This is a genomic window from Mycobacterium gordonae (assembly GCF_017086405.1).
In the GTDB taxonomy this organism is placed as follows: domain Bacteria; phylum Actinomycetota; class Actinomycetes; order Mycobacteriales; family Mycobacteriaceae; genus Mycobacterium; species Mycobacterium gordonae_D.
The window spans coordinates 3,477,295-3,495,632 of record NZ_CP070973.1 but is presented as its reverse complement, the minus strand read 5'-3'; the positions used below and the strand labels follow the sequence as shown (position 1 = coordinate 3,495,632).

11 protein-coding genes and 3 pseudogenes are annotated in these 18,338 nt (G+C 66.7%); 7 read left to right on the top strand and 7 right to left on the bottom strand.

The window, feature by feature from the left end; translation table 11 throughout:
• Nucleotides 1–8 precede the first annotated feature (8 nt).
• On the top strand, nt 9–452 hold the full coding sequence (locus JX552_RS14765; RefSeq protein WP_205878067.1) for a nuclear transport factor 2 family protein: 444 nt from the start codon (nt 9–11) through the stop codon (nt 450–452).
• On the opposite strand, the gene JX552_RS14760 is transcribed toward JX552_RS14765, so the two are convergent.
• The 4 genes from JX552_RS14760 to JX552_RS14745 are packed head-to-tail and all read right to left on the bottom strand — an operon-like array spanning nt 391 to nt 6,502.
• Nucleotides 391–1,725, bottom strand: coding sequence for an acyltransferase family protein (locus JX552_RS14760; protein WP_205878066.1), 1,335 nt, complete (start codon nt 1,723–1,725; stop codon nt 391–393). The two genes, JX552_RS14765 and JX552_RS14760, sit on opposite strands and share 62 nt — an antisense overlap.
• Before the next feature lie 57 nt (nt 1,726–1,782).
• Nucleotides 1,783–4,152 (bottom strand): Tex family protein, encoded by a 2,370-nt coding sequence (locus JX552_RS14755; RefSeq protein ID WP_205878065.1) that lies wholly within the window; start codon nt 4,150–4,152, stop codon nt 1,783–1,785.
• A gap of 36 nt (nt 4,153–4,188) precedes the next feature.
• Nucleotides 4,189–4,674 (bottom strand): SRPBCC family protein, encoded by a 486-nt coding sequence (locus JX552_RS14750; RefSeq protein WP_205878064.1) that lies wholly within the window; start codon nt 4,672–4,674, stop codon nt 4,189–4,191.
• A 4-nt stretch (nt 4,675–4,678) separates the two neighbouring features.
• Nucleotides 4,679–6,502, bottom strand: a complete 1,824-nt coding sequence (locus tag JX552_RS14745) for a serine/threonine protein kinase PknE (protein WP_205878063.1) — start codon at nt 6,500–6,502, stop codon at nt 4,679–4,681.
• Between the two features lie 267 nt (nt 6,503–6,769).
• On the opposite strand from JX552_RS14745, the gene JX552_RS14740 reads away from it, so the two are divergent.
• Nucleotides 6,770–8,188, top strand: coding sequence for a PPE family protein (locus tag JX552_RS14740; protein WP_205878455.1), 1,419 nt, complete (start codon nt 6,770–6,772; stop codon nt 8,186–8,188).
• Nucleotides 8,189–8,246: 58 nt separating this feature from the next.
• On the opposite strand, the pseudogene JX552_RS14735 reads toward JX552_RS14740, so the two are convergent.
• Nucleotides 8,247–10,423, bottom strand: a pseudogene (locus JX552_RS14735) (glutamine synthetase III family protein).
• A 212-nt stretch (nt 10,424–10,635) separates the two neighbouring features.
• Here JX552_RS14735 and JX552_RS32345 point away from each other — a divergent pair.
• The 5 genes and pseudogenes from JX552_RS32345 to JX552_RS14715 form a co-directional block, all read left to right on the top strand.
• Nucleotides 10,636–10,812, top strand: a pseudogene (locus tag JX552_RS32345) (WS/DGAT/MGAT family O-acyltransferase); the annotation flags it as partial.
• Nucleotides 10,813–11,023: 211 nt separating this feature from the next.
• Nucleotides 11,024–11,399, top strand: a pseudogene (locus tag JX552_RS32340) (WS/DGAT domain-containing protein).
• A complete protein-coding gene (locus JX552_RS14725) occupies nt 11,396–12,649 on the top strand; it encodes an APC family permease (RefSeq protein WP_277396082.1) in 1,254 nt (417 codons plus the stop codon). The pseudogene JX552_RS32340 and the gene JX552_RS14725 overlap by 4 nt, the downstream one beginning before the upstream one ends.
• Nucleotides 12,650–12,708: 59 nt before the next feature.
• The gene (locus JX552_RS14720) at nt 12,709–13,440 is read left to right on the top strand and encodes a VIT1/CCC1 transporter family protein (protein ID WP_241011049.1); all 732 of its coding nucleotides are present in this window, start codon (nt 12,709–12,711) and stop codon (nt 13,438–13,440) included.
• A gap of 81 nt (nt 13,441–13,521) precedes the next feature.
• Nucleotides 13,522–13,977, top strand: a complete 456-nt coding sequence (locus JX552_RS14715; RefSeq protein ID WP_205878061.1) for a pyridoxamine 5'-phosphate oxidase family protein — start codon at nt 13,522–13,524, stop codon at nt 13,975–13,977.
• Nucleotides 13,978–14,038: 61 nt separating this feature from the next.
• On the opposite strand, the gene JX552_RS14710 is transcribed toward JX552_RS14715, so the two are convergent.
• Both JX552_RS14710 and JX552_RS14705 read right to left on the bottom strand, forming a co-directional pair.
• Nucleotides 14,039–15,973: a serine/threonine-protein kinase gene (locus JX552_RS14710; protein WP_241011048.1), complete on the bottom strand. Its 1,935-nt coding sequence runs from the start codon at nt 15,971–15,973 to the stop codon at nt 14,039–14,041.
• 129 nt (nt 15,974–16,102) lie between these two features.
• Nucleotides 16,103–18,331, bottom strand: a complete 2,229-nt coding sequence (locus JX552_RS14705) for an MMPL family transporter (protein WP_205878060.1) — start codon at nt 18,329–18,331, stop codon at nt 16,103–16,105.
• Between the last annotated feature and the right edge of the window lie 7 nt (nt 18,332–18,338).

Sequence of the window (18,338 nt, the reverse complement as noted above, 5' to 3'; positions counted from 1 at the left end):
CAGCCACCGTGCAGAGTTGGGAACTTGTTGCGCGCGAACAGATTCGCGACACGCTGGCCCGCTACAACTGGTCGGGTGACTTCGGGCGGGTCGACGACCTCGCCGCGACATTCTGCGCCGACGGCGTACTGGAGGTACGCGGCCGGTCGTCGCTGCACGGCAGAACCGAGATCGCCCGCTTCCTCAACGGCGTCGCGGCCGGTGTGGCCGGCCACGCGGGCGCGGACAGCAAGCCCGTCGTCCGGCACATCCTGACCAACGTGCTGTTCGCCGAACTCACTAAGGACCAGGCGCACGTCCGGTCATATTTCACCGTGCTCACCGGCATCGGGCTCGAACATTTCGGTCGCTACCGCGACGTGTTGATTCCCGCCGAGGGCACCTGGCTGATCAAGCAGCGGACGGTGTCGACGGACTGGGCAGCTCCGACCTCGCAGATGGCGCGCGGCTGACCAGCCGGGCGGCCGCCGCCGCCGCAACGAAGCCGCCCAGCGCCGCCCAACCGTCAGCACCGGCCAGACCGTTCTTGGCCATCAGCACCAGCGCGACTCCCGCAACGCAGGTCAGCGCACCGGCCACCATCAACCGGGTGCCAGCAGAGGAGCCGACCGGCCCGTCCCACCAGGGCAGGCGCCGATGCTCAAGCGGTGAGAGCAGCCGGAACATCACAGCCATGACGGCGGCGAACACCACCGCCCGCAGCGCGAGCAGCGCCCAGAACCAGGGCGCATGCACGTCATACGCGTCCAGGCCGACGGCATCCAGACCGACGGCGGCGATGGCGATCGCCGGAATGTGCCACAGATACAGCGTCATCGCTCCCCCGTTGCCCACTGCGACGGCACGCCAGACCCGGGGACGCTGCGCCCAGCGCCCAACCGGCCCCGCAGCGGCCACGAACGCACACGACATCCAGGTGCAGTGCAGCGCCAGCAACAACGTCGGGGGCGACACGTTGGACACCCGCTCCGCACCGGTCACCACCAACGAAACCTCATATGTCCCGGCGAGGGCGAGCAGCACCTGCGCGGTGAACGCGCACACGGCCGCGGCCAGCGCCGCCCGCACACCGATCAGCCGGCGGGCGTAAGCCACCCCGATCACCACCGGAATCAACCACACGACCAGGAAATTGGCGACACCGGATTCGGGTGTTCCCACCTCGAACCGGATCCCGTCGACGGTAGCTGCGGTCACGAGCAGACCGGCCACTGTCAGTACGACCGCGCGTCCCGTCCGCAAACGGGTGAACGCCGGGACGAACGCCAGCACCACCAGGTAGACGCCGAGAAACCATAGCAACGCGACACACTCGCGCCCCAGCCCATCGGCGGATTCGTCCCCGACCGTTAACCGCACCACGACCAGCGCCACCGTCCACGCCGCCAGGTACCAGAACACCGGCCGGCACAGGCGCTGCGCCCGGGCGAACAACCAGGAACCCCAGGCGGTGTCCGGGTGCCAGCCGTAGGCGCCCGCGGCGCCACCGGCCAGGAAGAACAGCGGCATCACCTGAACAACCCAGGTCACCGGGGCGATCGCGGGAATCTCACCGAGCAGGTTGCCGATTCGTACGCCGCCGGAGTCGATGGTGGCGAGCAGCAGCGCGCAGTGCCCGAACATCACCACGAGCAGTGCTGTCAAGCGTGCGACGTCGACGGCACGGTCGCGCTTGTGATGGGTGGAAACCGCAGACGGAGAAGGCATGAAGGTAGCGGGGGGCATTCGTCCAGCATGCCCAGCCGGCCCGACGGTGTGATGAGTAGTACTACCCGTCCGGGTTCACCGCCCGAAGCCGGCGTCGCGCAATGCCTGCGCCATGGAGTTCCCGGCCGGTTCGGGTGCCCTGCGGCCGCCGTTTCGCGCGTGCGGCGAATTACGTTGCTGGGGAGCACTTTTGCCCCCGGCACGGGACGCCGACGAGCGATCGGGACGTTTGTCGCGCTGCGGCTGATCGCCGAGTCGCAGGCTAAGCCCGATGCGCTGGCGTTCGACGTCGACCTCCATCACCTTGACCCGGACTACCTGACCGGACCGGACCACCTCATGCGGATCAGAGACGTAACGTTCGGCCATCGCGGAGATGTGCACCAAGCCGTCCTGGTGCACGCCGACATCCACGAAGGCGCCGAATGCGGCCACATTGGTCACCACGCCTTCGAGGATCATGCCCGGCTTGAGATCGGCGACCTTTTCCACACCGGCTGCGAACGTTGCGGAGGTGAAAGCCGGCCGCGGGTCACGGCCCGGCTTCTCCAGTTCGGCGAGAATGTCGGTCACGGTGGGGATGCCGAACCTGTCGTCGGCGAAGTCGGCGGGTCGAAGCTTGCGCAACGCACGTGCGTCGCCGATGATCTCGGCCAGTGTTACCCCCGAACGGTCCAGGATCCGCCGGACCACCGGGTATGCCTCAGGGTGGACCCCTGACGCATCGAGCGGATCCTCGCCGCCACGGATGCGCAGGAAGCCTGCGCATTGTTCAAATGCTTTCGGGCCCAAGCGAGGAACGTCAAGCAGCGCACGACGGTTGGCGAATGGGCCGGTGTTGTCGCGGTAGGCGACGATGGCCTCGGCGAGGGATTCGGAGATGCCGGACACCCGTGCCAACAAAGGCACCGACGCGGTGTTCAGATCAACGCCCACGGCGTTCACGGCGTCCTCGACCACCGCGTCCAGGCTCCGGGCGAGAATCCCGGGAGTGACGTCATGTTGATATTGACCGACACCGATGGATTTCGGTTCGATCTTCACCAGTTCGGCGAGCGGGTCTTGCAAGCGCCGGGCGATCGACACCGCCCCGCGCAGCGTCACATCGAGATCGGGCAGTTCGTGCGCCGCGTATGCCGAAGCCGAATACACCGAGGCGCCAGCCTCGCTCACCATCGCCTGCGCCGGCGCCCGCACGCCGGTTGCCCGTATGTCGGCGATCAATTCGCTTGCCAGCGCGTCGGTTTCACGTGATGCCGTGCCGTTACCCACCGCGATCAACTCCACACCGTGGCGGGCGACCAGCGCGGCGAGGGTCGCCTTGGCGACATCCCACTGCCGTTGCGGTTGGTGCGGGTAGATCGCGCAGGTGTCGAGCACCTTGCCGGTGCCGTCGACGACGGCCACCTTGACGCCGGTGCGGAAACCGGGATCGAGGCCCAACGTGGTGCGGGCACCGGCCGGCGCGGCGAGCAACAGATCCTTGAGGTTTCTGGCGAACACCGCCACGGCTTCCTCCTCGGCCCGCTGTCGCAACCGCATGCGAGCATCGACGGTCGCGGAGAACATGAGTCTGGCCCGCCAGGCCAGGCTGACGGTGGTGGCCAGCCACCGCTGGGCCGGGTGCGCCGCGGCCCCGGCCGACAGATCGACATCGAGAGTGCGCGCGATCATCGCCTCGTAGACATCGTCGGGCCCGGCGTCGAAGCTGAACGCCAGAGCCTTCTCCTTCTCGCCACGCAGCACAGCCAGCACCCGGTGCGACGGCATGTCCTCGAGCTGCTCGGAAAAGTCGAAATAGTCGCGGAACTTCTGGGCGTCAGCACTTTTCGCAACGTCCTCGGACCACGGCGTGGTGCGCAGCGCAGCCCGCCCCCAGAACGTCTCACGAACCGCGCCGACCAGTTCGGCGTCCTCGCCCGCCCGCTCGATGAGGATGTGGCGGGCACCCTCCAGCGCGGCCGCGGCATCCGCGACATCAGGGAAATCGGTGCCGGCGAACTCCGCTGCGACGGTTTCGGGGACCAGGGTCGGGTCGCTGATCAGCCGGTCGGCCAGCGGCTCCAGGCCCGCTTCGCGGGCAGCCTGCGCCTTGGTCCGGCGCTTGGGCTTGTACGGCAGGTAGATGTCTTCCACCCGCGCTTTGGTGCCCGCGGACAGCAACGCGGCCTTCAGCTCATCGGTCAGCTTGCCCTGTTCCGCGATCGACGCCAGCACCGCGCCGCGACGTTCGTCGAGTTCGCGAAGGTACCGCAACCGCTCTTCGAGGGTGCGAAGCTGCCCGTCGTCCAGGCTGCCGGTGACCTCTTTGCGGTAACGGGCGATGAACGGCACGGTGGCGCCCCCGTCGAGCAGCTTGACCGCCGCGACGACCTGGGGCAGTTCGATCGCCAGTTCCTCAGCGAGACGGGCGTTTACGGATTTGATGGCGGCTGTCGGAGTCACCCGGAGGACCCTACCGAACACCCCCGACAGCACCCGTCAACCGGGTCCGGCGCGCCCCCGCACGGTGCGGTCCAGGATGCCCAACGTCGCCCGGAGAGCACCCTCGGAGATGACGGGAAAGATGCCGGCGTCGCGCCACTGCTGGTCGATGTTCGACCAGTCATAGAACGACGTGACCACGGTGGCCGCGCCATCGTCGGCCGGCTCGAGGCGATAACCGTAGGTGTGGCCGATTTGTGGACGGATCTGTCCGAGGATGGTCCAGGCGATCGCCCGGTCCGCTTCGAACTGCGTGATCTCGACCGTGACGTCGTACTTTCCCAGTTGCGGGAAGTCGTTGAGCGATTCGCGGTCCATGTGGACCACGAAAGTGTCGCCTACCGCGGATACCGGGTCGCCGTCGGCGTCCTGCAGCATCCCCGACGAATCGATTGCGACGTGCCCGTGCGGGTCGCACAGCACGGCGAAGATCTTCGCCGGGGGCGCCGAAATGGTGCGTTGGGTTTCGAGACGTTCGGTCATCGGATCATCCGATCAATTTCGTCAGCCAGTTGGGATTCTGCAGGTCCACACCGCCGCTGCCATCCCATACGAACGGCGTGCCGTTGGCATTGAAGCCGGCCAACGACACGCTTGCATTGCTGGCCTTGGTTTGGGCAGTGCCGAGGTCGGCGCCCGACTTAATGCAGTTGGTGGCGGTGCTGTTGGCCCCGACGGTTTGCGCCAGGTGTGCCAGTTCCGCGTCGGTGCGATCCGCCGGTGCGTTCTCCTGCGGCTGAAAGTCACTGCCGAACAGGGCCGAGTAGAAATCGGTGTAAACCTTCGGATCATTCTGCGCCGCGACACAATACGAGGCGGCGATGGCGCGGGTCGAATAATTCTTGGTGTGCGACTGCTCGTCGAGGAAGTTCAGCAGGTGATAGCGCACCGCGAGTTTCTTGTTGTTCACCGCGGTGTCGATGTCGCTGGCGTAAGACCTGATGAACGCGCCGCACGGCGGGCAGATCGGTTCGTTGAAGACGTCGATCGTGGCGACGGCCGCCGAGCTGCCGATAAACACGCCGTCATTGAGCACATTCAACTGCACCGCGTCAGGGGCCGGTGGCGGCGTCGACGATTTGGACGGTGAGGCTCCGTGCTTGGGCTGGGAGAAGCCGATGATCAGCCCGCCCGCGACCGCCACGATCACGGCGATGGCGAACCCTGCCCACAACCAAGGCTTGCGCAGCAGGCCAGTCCCGCGGGGCGGCGGCGGTTGTCCCCACGGCGGTGCGCCGCTGCTGCCGGCGCCCGCGGCTCCCCAGCCGTGCGTACCGGCCCAGGGCGCCGCCGCGGGGCCGCCCTGGGCCGCGGGCTGGGTCCCCGGAACCTGGGTCGGCCACTGTGCTGCCGGTGCCATCGGGGGCGGCGGCGTGGTGGGGAAACTTCCGGGCGTCTGACCGGCGAACTGGGGTGGTGGCAATTGTCCGACCTGACTGCGCTCCAAGATGTCGGCGGCGCGGTCCTGGTCCGGCGTGGCCAGCGCCGCGTATGCCGCCGCCGACAGGTCGCCGCAGGTGGGATAGCGATCGGCCGGATTCTTGGCCATGCCACGTGCGATCACCTGGTCGAAGGCCGCCGGGATACCTGGGCGCGCGAGGCTGGGCCGCGGAATAGGCTGGTTGAGATGCGAGCCCATCACGCTGAGCTGGTCGCCCCGGTACGGCGGGGAACCGGCCAAGCATTCGTATAACACGCAGGCCAACGCGTAGATGTCGGCCCGGTAGGTCACTTCTTCGGCCTCGCCGAACCGCTCCGGAGCCATGTAATACAGGGTTCCGACCGTGCTGCCGATCTGGGTGAGCTTCTCGTCCGAACCCGCGCTGGCGATGCCGAAATCGACCAGATACGCGAAGTCGTCGGCGCTGACGAGGATGTTCTCCGGCTTGACGTCGCGATGCGTCACTCCGTCGGCATGTGCCGCGTCCAGCGCCGCGCCGATCTGCCGGATGATCGCCACCGCGCGCGGCGGGGTGAGTGGGCCGAACCGCTTCAAGATGGCGGCCAGGTCTTTGCCGTCGATCAGACGCATGTCCACATACAGCTGACCGTCGATCTCTCCGTAGTCGTGGATCGGCACGACATGCGGTTCCTGCAACCGCCCGGCGGTACGCGCTTCGCGTTGCATCCGGGTACGGAAAACCGGGTCCTGCGACAGCGATTGCGACATCAGTTTCAGGGCGACGACGCGCTCGCGCACCGTGTCCTCGGCCTCGTAGACGTCGCCCATGCCGCCGCGCCCCACCAGGCGCCGCAACCGGTATGGCCCGAACTGCGTCCCCACCCGCGAACCCTCGGACGTGTCACCCATCGCCGACTTCTCACCCACCTTTCGCGCAGCCGTAGATCCGAGGTGCCTTCGCGCCCCGACCATGATCCGCGCCGGACACGAGTACGCGGTTGCGTGCCAGGCATAAGGCTAATGGTTTCGGCTACAGCGAGGCGCGCTTTGCCGGCCAGGTGGGCGACGCGCCTAAGCACTTCCTCTGAATAGTGGATAGGTCACCCTAATTTAAGTTAGGTTATCCAACACTAACTTCCGATGGCGGGAGTGATGACATCGATCGAGGAGGTACCGATGACGGCGTGGATGGCGGCCCCTCCGGAAGTGCACTCGAGCCTGCTGAGTTGTGGTCCGGGCGCCGGATCCCTCCTGGCCGCCGCATCGGGATGGCAGACCCTCAGCACCGAGTTCGCCGCGGTCGCAACCGAGTTGTCAGCGACGATTGCTGCGGTCCACGGCGGGGCGTGGGACGGCCCGAGCGCCGAGCGCTACGCGGCGGCGCACCTGCCATACCTGGACTGGCTCATGCAGACCAGCGCCAAGAGCGCCGGCGCCGCGGCCCAGCACGAGGTGGCAGCGGCCGCGTACACCGCTGCGCTGGCAGCGATGCCGACCCTGGCCGAACTGGCGGCCAATCATGCCGTACACGGCGTGCTGGTCGCGACGAACTTCTTCGGCAGCAACACGATCCCGATCGCGCTGAACGAAGCGGAATACGCCCGCATGTGGTTGCAGGCCGCCACGATAATGACCGTTTACCAGGCAGTTTCGGCTTCCGCGCGGTCGGCGGTGGTGCCCACGCAACCGTCACCACCGGTCCTGGCCGCAGCGGCCACGACCGTCACTCCCACCGATCCCATCGAAGAAGTGCTGGCCTGGTCCGAGCATTTCTCGAGCATGTACCGGGTACTCAAGGCACTGGTCACCAATCCGTTCGGCACCCTGGTGCAGATCGTCGCCGACTTCGTCACCAATCCCGCGGTCGCATTGACCACCTGGCTTCCGCTGATCTACGTCTTCGCCTACGCCGCCACGTTCGCCCTGCTGGGGTCACCCATCTACACCGTCATCTCCGCGCCCGGCTTCGCCGCGATTCCGCTTGCACTTGGACTTTCCGCGCTGTGCGTCCTCCCGGCAATAGCGGAAGAAGCTGCCGCTGACGTGCCTGTCGCTGTCGCAGATGCTGTGATGCCCGTCGCCGGTCTTGACGTATCGGTCACCGCGACAGCCGGCACGACACCGACTTCCGGGCCCGTCCATCAGGCGCCCCCGGCAAGTGCCACGGCAAGTGCGGCCCCGTCAATCCCGCTGCACGGACCCGCCTACCTTGTAGGCGGAGCGGGGCCCGGCCCGACTTTTGGCCCTGCCCAGCACAATCGGGCGACCGCCAGCGCACCCGCGTCGCAGACGGCCGCGGTGCGCGCCGACGCACCCAGCGGCACCGTCCCGGTCCGCAGACGCCGACGCGCCCAACTCGACCGCCGCGGCTACCGCGACGAGTTCCTGACCCTCGATGACGCCGCGAGCCCGGAGGAGCCCCTGGCCGGCCACTCGAAGGCGGGGGCCGGATCGCTCGGATTCACCGGCACCGCAACGCTTCCCCACATCGACACCGCCGGTGGGTTGACCAGGCTCGCCGGTAGTGCATTCACCGACGCGCCGACGGTGCCGATGATGCCCGCGACCTGGGATGACGGGAGTCGCCGGACGTGAGGGCCGGGAATCACCGGGTCCGCTGTTGCGGCCGGCCCTCACGCCCGACGACGGTCTGCTACAGGATGTAGAGCATCTCCTGGTAGGTCGGCAACGGCCAAAGGTCGTCAGCCACAATGCCTTCCAGCACGTCAGCCGCGGCGCGCACCGCCTCCATCGCCGGCAGCAGTTCCTTCTGCGCGTGTGTCGCCTCGTCGAGCGCCGAGGTCGCCGAGTGGTCGGACAACGCTGCCTTCAACGTCGACAGTGCTGCCGTCAGGTCGGCTAGCGGAGCCGAAACAGCCTCCAGCGCAACGGTGTTCGGTTCTACACCGGCGGCCTTCAAGGTGGCGACATTCTGCGCGAGCTCCGTCTGGTAGCGCACGGCAGCCGGCAGGATGACCGTCGTGCCCATCTCCAGCGCCAGCTTCGCCTCGACCGCGATGGTCAACGCGTACTGCTCGAGGCGCACCTCGTACCGGCTGTGCAACTCGCGCTCGTTGAAGACCCCGTACTTCTCGAATACCGCCACGGCTTCGGGCTTGATCAGCTCCGGGATGGCGTCCAACGTGGTCTTGAGGTTAGGCAGCCCGCGCTCGGCGGCCTCGATCTGCCAGTTCTCCGAGTAGCCGTCGCCGTTGAACACCACGGCACCGTGTTCGGTGATGACATCGGTGAGCAACTTCTGCACCGCGGCGTCGAAATCCTCACCGTCGGAGACGGCCTGCTCAAGGATCGTCGCCATGTAGTCGAACGAGTCGGCCATGATCGTGTTCAGCACGATCATCGGCACTGCGACGGTCTGCCCCGAACCCGGTGCCCGGAACTCGAATCGGTTGCCGGTGAACGCGAACGGGCTGGTCCTGTTGCGGTCCCCCGCGTCGGTGGGCAGGTGTGGCAGTGTGTCGACACCGATGATCATGGTGCCCTTGCCTTTTGACGATGTCGCCGCACCCTTGGCGATCTGCTCGAACACATCGGCAAGCTGCTCGCCGAGGAAGATCGAGATGATCGCCGGCGGCGCCTCGTTGGCACCCAGCCGATGATCGTTGGTGGCCGAGGCGACCGACACCCGGAGCAGGCCGGCGAACTTGTGCACGGCGCGGATCACCGCCGCGCAAAACACCAGGAACTGTGCGTTCTCGTGCGGTGTGTCGCCCGGCACCAGCAGCGAACCCAGCTCGGAATTGCCCACCGAGAAGTTGACGTGCTTGCCCGAGCCGTTCACACCGGCGAACGGCTTCTCGTGGAACAGGCATTCCATGCCGTGCTTCTTGGCGATGGTCTTGAAGATCGTCATCAGCAGTTGCTGATGGTCGGAGGCGATGTTGGCCCGCTCGAACATGGGTGCCACCTCGAACTGGCCGGGAGCCACCTCGTTATGGCGGGTCTTGGCCGGAATGCCGAGTTTGAACAACTCCCGCTCGGTGTCCATCATGAAGCCCAGGACGCGCTCGGGCACCGCGCCGAAGTAGTGGTCGTCGAACTCCTGACCCTTGGGCGGCTTGGCGCCGAACACCGTGCGTCCGGCGTTGATGAGGTCGGGCCGGGCCAGGAAGAAGTGGCGGTCGACCAGGAAGTACTCCTGTTCGGGCCCGCAGAAGGACACGACTTTGTTGAGGTCTTTGTGCCCGAACAGGGTCAGGATGCGTTCGGCGTGAATGCCCATTGCCTGCTGGCTGCGTAGCAGCGGGGTCTTGTAATCCAGCGCCTCACCGGTCATGGAGACGAAAACCGTTGGAATGCAGAGCGTATTGCCGTTCGGGTTTTCCAAGATGTAGGCCGGGCTGGTGACATCCCAGCCGGTGTAGCCGCGCGCCTCGAAGGTGCTGCGCAATCCGCCGGAGGGAAAGCTGGAGGCATCGGGCTCGCCTTGGATCAGGGTCTTGCCGGCGAACTCCGCCAGCGTGGCCCCGTCGGATACCGGTTCGAGGAAACTGTCGTGCTTCTCAGCGGTCAGGCCGGTCATGGGGTAGAAGACGTGCGCGTAGTGGGTGGCGCCTTTCTCCAGCGCCCAGTCCTTCATCGCCACCGCGACCGTGTCGGCGACGGCGGGGTCCAGGGGGGCACCTTTCTCGATTGTCGCCACGATCGACTTGAATACCGCTTTCGGCAGCCGCGCCTGCATCTCGGCCTTGGTGAAAACGTTGGAGCCGAAGATCTCTCCCGGGCTTCACCCGGTACAAAACTGATCGCCGGGGGTACATAAGCCTCGACATTGTTGATCGCCTGCAGGCGGACCGCGTTTCCGCTCAATTTGAGTTCCTATCGCTTCACTATCCGGCTCACAAGCCGGCCCTGGGGGGTCCGCGGCTGATCGCTTGACGGACGCTAGACCGCCTCACCGTAGGTAGGTTCGATGGCGAACTTGTTACGCCGGCGTCAACGGTGGCGCAGCATTGGTTGCGAACGTGAGTCGCGACGCACAGCGGGGGCCTGACGTGCAGCAGCTGAGTTGGAGCGACGACATGATGCTGCGGGCCGAGGGTCCGGCGACACCGTTGCAGATCCAGATGCTGCTGATCTACGACCCGTCCACCGCGCCGGGCGGAAAGGTCACGTTCAAGGGCATCTTGGAGGAGCTGGACGCCAGGCTGCATCTGGCCGACGTCTTCCGCCGGCGGCTGACTGAGCTTCCGGGCGGCCTGCATTTGCCGTACTGGGTGGAGGACCCGAACTTCGACCTCGAATACCACGTGCGCCTACCCTTCGCCAGTATCTCGCCGGGCATGACGAGCTTCCCGAGGAGTCCCTCGTCGCCGCGCGCCCGATTTCCCTCCGCGACGCCGGTGATTGGAGTGGTAAAGGGAACATGCTGGCCGGCTGCATACGCTGGCAACCGACATCGCCGATCCTTTGGAGCGACCGACCGCCATCGCCGCGCCGACCGCGCAGAGCCGCACCGACGTCGAGCAGGCCACCAGGACGCGGATGCTCGAGCTGGTGGCGACATTGCCGACCGCACTGCTCGGGGTCACCGCCAAAGCCGCCAGCGTGCTGCCCTTCTCCGGACCGACCGTTGCTAAGACGACCGTCACCAACGTGCCGGGTCCCGCTGATCGGCGGCTTGAACCTGTGCCACGTGGTGGCCAGCTACAACGGGACGCTGTCCATCAGCGCCACCGCCGATCGCGATGCGCTGCCCGATCCGGCCCGCTACGCGCAATGCATGGACGACGCCTCCCGGGAACTGCTCACCGCGGCGGCCCGGCCCGGTAGCGTGATCGGGTGACGACCGGCGGCCAACCCTCCGAGCAACTGCGACGCACCCTCGGAGTCGGCGACGCCGTGGTGATCGGCCTGAGTTCCATGATCGGTGCCGGTATCTTCGCCGCGCTGGCGCCCGCGGCGCGCGCCGCCGGGGCCGGGCTGTTGATCGGCTTGGCGGCGGCCGGTGTGCTGGCGTACTGCAACGCATCCTCGTCGGCGCGATTGGCGGCGCTGTATCCCGCGTCCGGCGGCACCTATGTCTACGGGCGTGAGCGGTTGGGTGAGTTCTGGGGTTACCTCGCGGGCTGGGGCTTCGTCGTCGGCAAGACCGCGTCCTGCGCCGCGATGGCCCTGACCGTCGGAACGTACGCGTGGCCTGCCCACGCGCACATCGTTGCGGTGACGTCGGTGCTGGCGCTCACCATCGTCAACTACCGAGGCGTACAGAAGTCGACATGGCTGGCGCGCAGCATCGTCGCGGCGGTGTTACTCGTGCTGGCGGCCGTGGTGGTTGCCGCGTTCGGGTTCGGCGCGCCCGACCTCGTGGCCAACCTTACGACGTGGCATGGCATTTCGACGGGCGGCGTATTGCAGTCGGCTGGACTGCTGTTCTTCGCGTTCGCCGGCTACGCCCGAATCGCCACTTTGGGCGAAGAGGTTCGCGACCCGGCCCGCACCATCCCGCGGGCGATTCTCATCGCGCTGGCCGTGACACTGGCGGTATACGCCGGTGTCGCGGTCGCCGTGCTGGCAGTGCTCGGACCGAAGCGGGTTGCGTCGACGGCCACGCCCCTGGTGGATGCGGCGCGGGTCACCGGTGCCGGGTGGCTGGTGCCGATCGTCGCCGTCGGGGCGGTACTCGCGGCGCTGGGTTCCCTGTTGTCACTGCTGTTGGGGGTTTCCCGGACCACCTTGGCGATGGCGCGCGACCGCCATCTGCCGCGTCAACTCGACGCGGTGCATCCGCGGTTCGCGGTGCCACACCGGGCCGAACTCGCGGTCGGAGTGGTAGCCGCCGCGCTAGCGGCCGCCGCCGATCTTCGTGGTGCGATCGGGTTTTCGTCGTTCGCGGTGTTGGTCTACTACGCGATCGCCAACGCGGCCGCCTTCACCCTGCGCCCAGAGGAAGGTGCGCTGCCGAAGATCATTCCGGTGTTCGGCACCCTGGGCTGCGTCATCGTGGCATGTGCGCTACCTGCGACGTCGGTGATCGCGGGTGCCGCGTTCCTGCTCGTAGGCGCGACGGTGTTCTGGGTGCGGCGCCTGTTGTGACGGCGTTGGTGAGCCTGCGCTTGCTGGCGGGACTCGCGCCGGTACGGTTGGCTTTACCCGTGGTTGACGAACAACAGAGCCGACACGGACGCCATCCTTCCGAACCGCACCGCGCAGGCGCGGCCGGCAGGTTGAACTGGTTGCGGGCCGCGGTGCTCGGCGCCAACGACGGCGTGGTTTCCGTGGCCGGCATCGTGGTCGGCGTCGCCGGAGCGACCGCCGCCCGCGGCCCGATCTTCACCGCCGGATTGGCAGGTCTGGTGGCCGGCGCGGTGTCGATGGCGCTGGGCGAGTACGTTTCGGTATCCAGTCAGCGCGACAGTGAACGTGCCCTGCTGCACAAGGAACGTCACGAACTGCGCGATACTCCCGAGGCGGAATTGGCCGAGCTCACCAGCATCTACGAGGCGAAGGGTCTGTCGCCGGCGACCGCCGCCAGGGTGGCGGAGGAGCTGACCGCCCATGACGCGTTCGCCGCCCATGCCGAGGCTGAACTGCGGATCAATCCCGAGGAACTGACCAATCCGTGGCAAGCGGCGGCGGCGTCGGCCGGCTCGTTCATCGCCGGAGCGATGCTGCCGCTGGCGGCGATCCTTCTGCCGCCCGCACCCTGGCGGGTCCCGGTGACGTTCGTCGCGGTGTTGATCGCCCTGGCTCTGGCAGGTGCGATGAGCGCGCGAATCGGCGGAAGCAGCGTGCGCCGCGCGGTGCTGCGGGTCACCATCGGGGGCGCTGTGGGACTGGCATTCACCTACGGGGTGGGCCACCTCTTCGGTACGGCGGTCACGTGAGCCGGATACTGCTTTGGTCCCCCGCAGGAGAGGACCTTTGGCAGGCGCGATGGTCGTCGCTCGTTGCATAACCTGATGCTTATGACGTACGAAAGCCAAGATCACGTGGGCGCCACCATCTTGTCCGCACAGGAATGCTGGCAGCTGCTGGCGAGTATGACGTTGGGCCGACTCGTGACGGCCGTCGACGGTCGCCCCGAGATCTTTCCGGTGAACTACGTCGTGCAGCGAAAGACCATTTTGTTCCGGACGGCGGGGGGGACCAAGTTGGTCAGCACCGCGATCAACAACAACGTGGTGTTCGAAGTGGACGACCACAATGTCGCCGAAGGCTGGAGCGTGATCATCAAGGGCACCGCCCGCTCAGTACGCAGTGACGATGACATCGCCGAGGCCGAGCGCGCTCACCTGTTGCCGTGGACCGACTCGGAGAAGTCCCACTATGTGCGGGTTGTTCCGGAGTCGGTGACCGGGCGGCGATTTCAGTTCAGCCCGCGAGCACAGCAGCACATCGCCGGGAGCGCGGTCCATCAATAGGCGTCGCAAAATCTGGTGGCGGACAACATCTCCAAGAGCTCATCGCGCGACCTTCGATCGGTCAGTCGCCGGTGCGGGTAAAGGTCACCTGGACGTCGGTGCTCGAGCAGGCACCGCTTAGTTCCTCGTGACCATTCCCGCTCAGCGTCATGATCGGATCTTGTAGCGGCTGCGGAAGGGCAAAGGGCACCACAATTCTCACGTGCGTTGTGCCGCCCCGGCCGCAGGTGCCGTCGAATTCCCGGTCGTAGTTCCACGTGCCGTCGGCGTAGAGCAACACCATCGCGGTAGCCGGCGCGGTGTGCAGCAGGCTCACGCATCGGGCTCCGGTGCGTAGGCAGTCAGTACGGACAACGTAGTCGCGTTGTTCCTTGAAACCGTTCGGCTGGACGGACAGTTGGTGGTAGCGGCCATGCAGCGCCGCCGCCGGTGACGTCACCCGGGGCGGCAGCGCGGCCGGGTCGGGCAGGCTGTTGACGTCGACGTCGCCGGTGCGGGTGAAGGTCACGCTCCGCTTGTTGGCGCAACCCTTGGCCATCGTCTGGGTGGCTTCACCGGCGAACGTGCCATCCGGCCGCGCCTGCAAGGTGACGGTCTCCCAGACTTCACCCTCGGCGCCGCCACAGGTACTCGTCCCGACACTGACCGCCACCCAGCTCCCGTCGACCTGATCCAGCACCATCGACGGCACCTGCATGGTTTCGCCGCCGTACCGCGACGCGGTTGCCACGCATCCGGCGGACCCACACGTAGAACGCACCGACCACGTCTCGGAAGTCGGGGTCACCGCAATCGGCGCCCGCTGGCCGTCGACGCCGGTCACCACGCCGAATTCGACCTGGTAGGAGCCGGTGAACGGCCCGGTGTTGGGTACGGCGGTGGTGCTGGGTGCGGAGTCGGCAACCGGGGTCTTGGCGGTGGCGCTCGAGCGATAGTGGGAGATCAGCCTCTCCCCCGCAATGATGCCGCCGGCGATGAGCAACACGATCGAGGCCAGCGCGGCGATCAGAACGCGGCTACGTCTGCCTCGTCCCTCGGCAATTGCCGGCCGGGGCAGCGTCGGTAACGTCACGCTCGGCGAGGTGGGCGGGTACTGCAAGGTCGCGCCACCCGGAATCTCGCCGGCGTACGCGAATCCCGGAGCCGCATGTCGGGCCAACTGGTCGGCGAACTCCTGGCAGCTGCCGAACCGGTGTGCCGGATCCTTGGCCATCGCGGTGGCGAAAACCCAGTCCAGTCCCGCCAATTCGGGACGCAAGGCCCCGATCGACGGAGGTGGGGCGCCAACATGGTGGGCGATCACCACCGCCGAATTCGAGTCGTCGAAGGGCGGCGCGCCGGTCAGTAGATGAAACGCGGTGCAGGCCAACGCATACTGATCGGCACGCCCGTCGATCGTCTCACCGCGGAGTTGTTCGGGGGCGGAATAGCTCACGGTGCCCACTGTCATGTTGGTCGCGGTGAGTCCGAGGGCGTCGTCCATGCGCCGCGCGATGCCGAAATCGGCCAGGAAGATCCCTTGCGGTTGCTGACCTTCCGCTTCCAGCAGGATGTTGGCCGGTTTCACGTCGCGGTGCAGCAAGCCCCGATGATGAGCATGGTCGAGGGCCGAAGCGACCGCGGTGACGATCGGCAGCACCTGGTCGAAAGGCATTCCGCCGTTGAATTTCTCCCGCAGCAGCCGGGCCGCGTCGGTTCCGGGCACATAGTCCATGGACAGCCAGAACCGCCCGTCCTGCTCGCCACGGTCGTGGACCTGGACGATGTGGGGGTGCGAGAGACCCGAAGCCAACTCGGCTTCCCGCGCGAACCGGGCGCGATACACTGGGTCGGCACTCCACTGCTCCGGCAACACCTTGAGCGCGTTCTCCCGCGGCAACCGCGGGTGCGTCGCCAGATACACCGTGCCCATACCGCCGGCACCCAGCACCCGGACGATCCGGAATCCCGCGAAGATCTGCCCGGTCGTCAACGTCAGTGGGTGAGTGGTGTCCACGATGTCTGTCCTCCTGCGTTGCGGGTGAAACCCGGCCGGACCGCCCGATCGGGCGACACGCTTACCCTGCCGCGCAACGCTTGCCGCATCTTGTCGCAATTCTTGCGAAATTCTTGCGGCGGATCAGCCTCAACGACTGTGGCTCTGCGCCTCCCGCAGCCCGAACCGCTGGTGCAGCCGGGCCATCGGTTTGGGTGCCCACCAGTTGATCCGGCCGAGCACGTGCATGAACGCCGGGACCAGCAACATACGCACCAATGTGGCGTCGGCAAGCACCGCGACTGTCAAGCCGAATCCGAACAGCCGCATGAACGACACCTGAGCGGCCATCAACGCCGAGAACGAGATCGCCATGATGAGCGCCGCGGCAGTGATCACCCGAGCCGTGTGTGCCACCCCGAGCGCCACGCTCTCGTCATTGGCGCCCGGCCCCTGATCGGAGGCGAGCCAGTACTCCCGGATCCGCGAGATCAGGAATACTTCGTAATCCATCGACAAACCAAAAGCGATGCAGAACAACAGAACCGGCAGTTGCACGCCCAGAGTGCCGGTGGCAGCAGTACCCAGGCCCCCCAGGTGGCCCTCCTGGAATACCCACACCAGTGCGCCGAATGCCGCGGTCAGTGACAGCGTGTTCATCAGCAGCGCCTTGACGGGCAGCACCACACTTCCGGTCAACAGGAACACCAGTGTCAGCGTGATGAGGGCGATCAGTGTCAGCACCAGCGGTAACCGGGATGCGATCGCGTGCACGCTATCTCGATTGCTCTGCGCCACACCGGTCAGCCACGCAGGCGTGCTTTTCGGAGTGGGGACGGCGTGCAGGCGGTCCAGCTGGGTAATCGACACGTCGGAGTACAACGGCGCGGTGGTGCCGACCGTCAGAAAAGCACTGCCGTCCCTGAATCCGTAGGGCGCCGAGGGCGGACCGAACCTCTGGCCGTCGACGAACGTGCCGTCCAGCCAGGACACCCACTTCACCTCGGGAACCCGGGACAGCGCGGCGGCATACGAATTCAGTTCCGAAGCGCTCAGATTGGCCGCGTCCGGCAGCACGACCGTGATGTCGGGCACTCCCCTGTCCGGGAAGTCGTTGCGTAGCAGATCGCCCACTTGGCGCGCCGAGGCCGAGGTGGGCAGGATACGGTCGTCCGCGAAGCCCCACCGCACCCGCTGGAACGGAGAGCCCAACAGCAAGAGCAACACGATGATCGCGATTCCGACGGGCAGCGCGTGGCGCATCACCGCCTTCGTCCACAGATACCAGGACCACCCCTGCATCGAGCCGCTCGGACCTGCCGAGCCCCAGAAGATTCGGCGCAGCAACGGGCGCACGTCCCAGGAATCCAGTCGACTGTCCAGCAGCACGATCGCCGCGGGGGTCACGGTGATCGCCGCCACCGCGGCGAGCGCAACCACCGCTGTTCCGGCATAGGCGAAGGACTTCAGGAAGTACGGCGGGAAGAGCACCATCGTCGACATGGACAGCGCAACGGTCATCGCCGAGAACAGCACGGTGCGGCCGGCGGTGGCAATCGTGCGCATCAGCGCCGCCTCCCGGGTCTGCCCGTCCGCGATCTCATCTCGGAATCGGCTGAGGATCAGCAAGGTGTAGTCCACCGCCAGCGCCATGCCCATGGCGACGGAGAGGTTGAGCGCGAAGATCGACACGTGGGTGAATAAGGCGATCGCGCGCAGCGCTGCCAGCGAACCCACGATTGCGAACACTCCGACGGCCACCGGCAACGCCGCCGCGACCAAACCGCCGAAAACCCAGACCAGCACCACAAAGCTGAGCGGCAACGCGACCGCCTCCATGAGAAGCAAGTCTTGCTGCGTCTGGGCGTTCACCTGCCAAGCGACGGCGGCATCACCGCCGGCGCGCACGCTGACCCCGTCCCGGTCGTGGACGAGTTCGTCGGATAGTCGCATGGCGTTTCGCTGCGCGTTGCTCTCACCGCCGGAGATGGCGGCCACGATCAGCCCGGTCCTGCCGTCCTTGCTGAAAAAAGCAGATGCCGCTTCCGGCGGCGCGGTCCACCCCGATTGCACCTCACGGACGTCTGGGGATGCCTTCAGGCGCCGAACGAGATCGGTGCCGACCGCCGTGGCTTGCGATCGGTGCGCACCGTCCGGGGACGTCACCGCGATCACCAAGGTCATATCGCCCTGGTCGAATTTCTGCGACAGCAGCGCGGTGGCTTTGGCGGATTCGGAACCTGGGTCGGTTCCGCCACCCCCCGAAAGGTGCTTGATCACTGGGACACCGAAGATCACGGCGGTGACCATCGCCAGGATCGCCACCGCGATCACCCGGCGTGGGAAAGCGAGGGCCAGGCGACCGATCAAATGCAACAACGTTTTT